This window comes from Hydrogenobaculum sp., assembly GCF_049967395.1.
Classification (GTDB): domain Bacteria; phylum Aquificota; class Aquificia; order Aquificales; family Aquificaceae; genus Hydrogenobaculum.
On record NZ_JBMFST010000069.1, the window covers coordinates 1 to 4,747 of the forward strand.

2 protein-coding genes, 3 tRNA genes and 1 pseudogene are annotated in these 4,747 nt (G+C 33.5%); 3 read left to right on the forward strand and 3 right to left on the reverse strand.

Annotated elements, in window-relative coordinates:
- Positions 1-106: 106 nt before the first annotated feature.
- The 3 genes from ACP5S8_RS07715 to ACP5S8_RS07725 all read right to left on the reverse strand — a co-directional run bounded on the left by ACP5S8_RS07715 (position 107) and on the right by ACP5S8_RS07725 (position 353).
- Positions 107-179, reverse strand: a tRNA-Thr gene (locus tag ACP5S8_RS07715).
- Between the two features lie 10 nt (positions 180-189).
- Positions 190-261, reverse strand: a tRNA-Gly gene (locus ACP5S8_RS07720).
- Between the two features lie 5 nt (positions 262-266).
- Positions 267-353: transfer RNA gene (locus ACP5S8_RS07725), tRNA-Tyr, on the reverse strand.
- 140 nt (positions 354-493) lie between these two features.
- On the opposite strand from ACP5S8_RS07725, the gene hpt reads away from it, so the two are divergent.
- The 3 genes and pseudogenes from hpt to ACP5S8_RS07740 all read left to right on the forward strand — a co-directional run.
- On the forward strand, positions 494-997 hold the full coding sequence (gene hpt / locus ACP5S8_RS07730) for a hypoxanthine phosphoribosyltransferase (RefSeq protein WP_461869971.1): 504 nt from the start codon (positions 494-496) through the stop codon (positions 995-997).
- Positions 998-4,486, forward strand: coding sequence for a reverse gyrase (rgy, locus tag ACP5S8_RS07735; protein WP_461876374.1), 3,489 nt, complete (start codon positions 998-1,000; stop codon positions 4,484-4,486).
- A pseudogene (locus ACP5S8_RS07740) lies at positions 4,483-4,747 on the forward strand (type II/IV secretion system protein); the annotation flags it as partial. The gene rgy and the pseudogene ACP5S8_RS07740, both read left to right, overlap by 4 nt.

Here is a 4,747-nt window from a genome sequence, read left to right on the forward strand (position 1 = left end):
TTTACCATGGTCAACGTGACCTATGGTACCTACGTTGATGTGCTCTTTCTCTCTAACAAACTTTTCCTTTGCCATAAAACGCTAAACCCCCAAAAAAATTTTTAAAAGCCCTAGACCGGACTTGAACCGGCGACCTCACCCTTACCAAGGGTGTGCTCTACCGACTGAGCTACCAGGGCTAAAAACAAAAGCGGACGACGGGACTCGAACCCGCAACCTGCTGCTTGGAAGGCAGCTGCTCTACCATTGAGCTACATCCGCTAAAATGGTGGAGAGAGCAGGATTCGAACCTGCGAAGGGCGAAGCCCGAGGGATTTACAGTCCCTTGCCGTTGGCCGCTTGGCTATCTCTCCTACCTACTAAATATTACATTATAACATTTCTTAAAAAAATTTTCAAGTTTTATAGCTTTTAAAAGCTACAAAAACGTAGTCTTAAATTATATCACAAATTATGGTAAAATGTTAAATACTGAAAAAGAGGCTAGAAAATGATGAAAGTAAGACCTATTATAAACAGCTTTGATTTACAAAAAAGGGTCATAGAACTATCAAAGACTATAGAAAAAGATTACGAAGAGGTTTATATAGTTGGGCTTCTAAACGGTGCATTTATGTTTGTAAGCGATTTATCAAGACATATACAAAAAAATGTGTTTGTTGATTTTATGAAAGTAAGCTCATACGTAGGAGACAAATCCTCAAATCTTAACGTATTGTGCGATATTAGTTTGGATATAAAAGACAAGGATGTAATCTTAGTAGACGATATATTGGACACTGGCAAAACGCTTAGTAAGGTAAAAGAGCTAATCTTATCAAAACACCCAAAAAGCCTTAAGATATGCGTGCTTCTTGATAAACCATCCAGAAGAGAAGTGGACATAAAGGCAGATTATGTAGGCTTTGAAATAGAAGATAAGTTTGTGGTGGGGTACGGCCTTGATTACAACGGTTTCGGAAGAAACTTAGGGTTTATAGCTCAGATAGAAATATAGATGATAGAAGCAATATTTAAAAACTTATGCCCAAACTGTGGAGGCGATATATCCTCTTATAGACTCGCAAAAGGTTTGCCTTGCGAAAAATGTTTAAAAGAAGAAAGCGAAAACGTATGTGATGCGCTGAAAGAGGGGTTTTTAAAAGAGCATTGCGATATAGAGAAAGAATTAAGCTTGTGGGAAGAGTATTTCTATAAATATACCAATCTAAAACCCTGGGCTCTTCAAAAAACATGGGCAAAAAGGGTATTTTTAAAGGAATCTTTTTCGCTTATAGCTCCCACCGGCATAGGAAAATCATCCTTTGGAATTTCTTTAGCGGCGTTTTTATCCACAAAAAACAAAAAATCCTACTTATTGCTACCAACAAAGCTCTTATTAAAACAAACCTTTGACAGACTTTTGTCTTTTGGAGTTAAAGAAGAAGACATATTAATTTTTGGACTAGATGCCAAAAAAGATAAATCTTTACTAAAAGCTAAAAACTACAAAATACTAATCACCACAAACATGTTTTTATACAAAAACGAGGAACTCATACCAAGGGATTTTGATTTTATATTTGTAGATGATATAGACTCATTTTTAAAAACCGCAAAAAATATAGACAAACTTCTACATATAATGGGTTTTGAAAAAGATATCATCAACAAAACTTTTGAGCTTTTAAAATTAAAGTCTTCTTTTAGAAAAAACGAAGAAAAACTAAAAGCTCTTTCCCAAGAGATAGCAGACTATCTTAGCACCAACAAACCAAAAACTGTATTGGTATTAGCTTCGGCTACGTCTAAACCAAAATCAAAACGAGTGTTAGCCTTCAAAGAGCTACTAGGCTTTGAACTATCCACACCAACTTATTACCTTAGAAATATAACAGACGCTTTTTATGAACCACCAAACTACAAGCTTAATTATCAAACACTAGTAAAATACATAAATACCTTTGGTAAAGGCGGGCTTGTATTCTTATCCGCAGAAAAAGGAAAAGATGCAATAAAAGAAATAATAGAAACCTTAAACAAAAACCACATAAGAGCGGTATCTTACGAAGATATAAAAGAAGATGACATAAAAGCCTACGAGAACGGCGATATAGATGTTTTGGTAGGCATAGCATCTTACAGAAATCCGCTGGCAAGAGGAATAGACCTTCCACACGTTATAAGGTATGCTATATTTTACGGGGTTCCAAAAATCGAGATACCCCTTAGCCTTGAGACAAACATAAACCATATTGTTATGGCGCTTTTATCTATAAAAAATATTTTTATAAACACAGAGCACTATCAAACAATATCGGAGCTTATAGAAAAACTAAACAAATATAGGTATGTTAAAGAAGAAAACGAAGTTTTAAAAAACCTAAAACAAAAGGCTAAAGAGTTTCTTAGCCAAAAAGATATTATAGAAAAAATAGAAAACTCAAAAGATATAACCCTCAAAAAGCAAAATGATAAATATTATATACTGATTCCAGACGTAACTGGATACATTCAAGCAAGCGGTAGAACATCAAGGCTTTACGCCGGTGGAATAAGCAAAGGTCTTTCAGTCGTGTTGGTAGACGATAAGGCAAGTTTTGAATCTTTGAAGAAAAAACTTCTTTGGCTTGGAGATATCAAATTTGAAAACATAAAGGATATTGATATAAAAAGCATATTAAAAGCGATAGACCAAGACAGAGAAAATTTAAGAGCTTTTATGAAAAAGGAAAAGATACTAAACCAAAAAGATGTAATAAAACCCACCTTGGTGATAGTAGAATCTCCCACAAAGGCAAAAACAATATCTTCATTTTTTGGAAAACCAGCTAGAAGAATTTTAAACAACGTAGCGTTTATGGAGTTTTCTACGGATAAAAACTATATGATCATTACAGCTTCTATAGGACATATACTTGACCTTGTTAAAAACGAAGGTTTTGACGGTGTTTTGATAAAAGATGACCATATAATACCAATATATGAAACCATAGAAGGTAAAGATAACATAGTTAAAAGCTTAAGATTAGCAGGTATCGAAATAGAAAAAGTGTTAATAGCCACTGACCCTGATACCGAAGGCGAGAAAATAGCTTGGGATTTAAAAGAGATGCTATCGGCTTTTTGTAAAGATATAAAACGTATGGAATTTCATGAAGTTACAAAAAAAGCCATTGCGAATGCAATAGAAAACCCAAGGGATATAAAAGAATCCCTTGTAAAAGCCCAAATTTTAAGAAGAGTATCCGATAGATGGGTTGGTTTTGAATATTCAAAGCTAATACAGAAACATTTCGGCAAAAATTGGCTTTCCGCTGGCAGAGTGCAAACCCCCGTGCTTGGTTGGATTATAGAAAGATACAACTTACATAAAGCAAAAATTTTTAAACTTTTCCTAAAAGCTGAAAATATAAAAATAGATTTTGACATTGAAGACAAAACAAAGGCAAAAACCTATTACGAAAACATAAAATATATAACTATAAAAACTACAAAACAAGAGGAGCGTTTTCTAGAGCCACCTGCACCTTATACCACGGATACGCTTTTAAAAGACGCTTCTGACAAACTAAGATTTTCTGTAAAAGAGGCAATGGAAATTGCCCAAAATCTCTTCGAAATGGGATATATAACCTATCATAGAACCGACTCTACTCATGTATCGGAAGTAGGAATCTCAATAGCAAAAAGCTTTATAGAAGAAAAGCTTGGAAAGGAGTATTTTAAACCAAGAGCTTGGGGAAAAGAAGGAACCCACGAATGCATAAGACCTACCAAAAGTATGACCCCAGAGGATATAGAATCTTTTTCAATCAACCAAAATTACGGCTATCAAAATTTATTTACACAGCAGATTACAAAAAAGCATATAAAACTTTACCAGCTTATATTTAACAGATTTATGGCATCTCAAACAAGACCAGTAAAAGTATTACAAAAAACTCTATCAGTATCAGCAAGTTCAACTAAATCTCAGACCTGTAAATCGTGGCAGACTTGTGAACCGTGGCAGAGCTATCTTGAAAAAGAATTGGAAGTTGTTGACAAAATTTTAGAAGACGGTTGGAACATATTTATACCAATTAATACAACACAGGTAAGAGAAAATAACGATAAACCTATCAATACTTTTGAAGTAGAAGAAAAAGAGCTAATAGCTGTCCCTAAGGCACCGTTATACACGCAAGGAGAGCTTGTTAAAGAAATGAAAGAAAAAGGCATAGGAAGACCATCCACATACTCCATAATAATTTCTAGGCTTTTAGAAAGAAAGTATGTAATAGAGAAAAAATCAAGGCTTATACCCACTAAGCTAGGCATAGAAGTATATAACTTTCTAAAACAAAGTAAAGAGCTTTCTTATTTGGTATCTGAAGAATTTACCAGAGAGTTAGAACACAAAATGGATATAATAAGCGAAGAAGAAAAAGAAGATTATAAAGAGGTACTAAAAATACTTTATAGCCATCTATTAAAAATCTCTTATAATCAATTTAGAGTATGATAGATACAGAAAGAAACTTAAGATTTTTAAGATTTTTACAAAATGAAGGGCTCATAGATGATTCCATTGTTCAGGATTTAAAAAATAAAGATATAGATATAGTAAGTTATCTTGTAGAAACTAAAAAAATAACAGAACAAGATCTCCTTAACGCATATTCAAAAATGTTCAGACTTGTTGATAGAGATGGTAGCGTAGTAAATGTTGACAAAATAGATAAAAACCTTTTAAACTTGTTCCCTCATGATTTTATAATAAAAA

Excerpts from the sequence above, each read along its gene's own strand:
- hpt (WP_461869971.1), top strand. The coding sequence starts at position 494 with ATGAAAGTAAGACCTATTATAAACAGCTTTGATTTACAAAAAAGGGTC.
- rgy (WP_461876374.1), top strand. The coding sequence starts at position 998 with ATGATAGAAGCAATATTTAAAAACTTATGCCCAAACTGTGGAGGCGAT.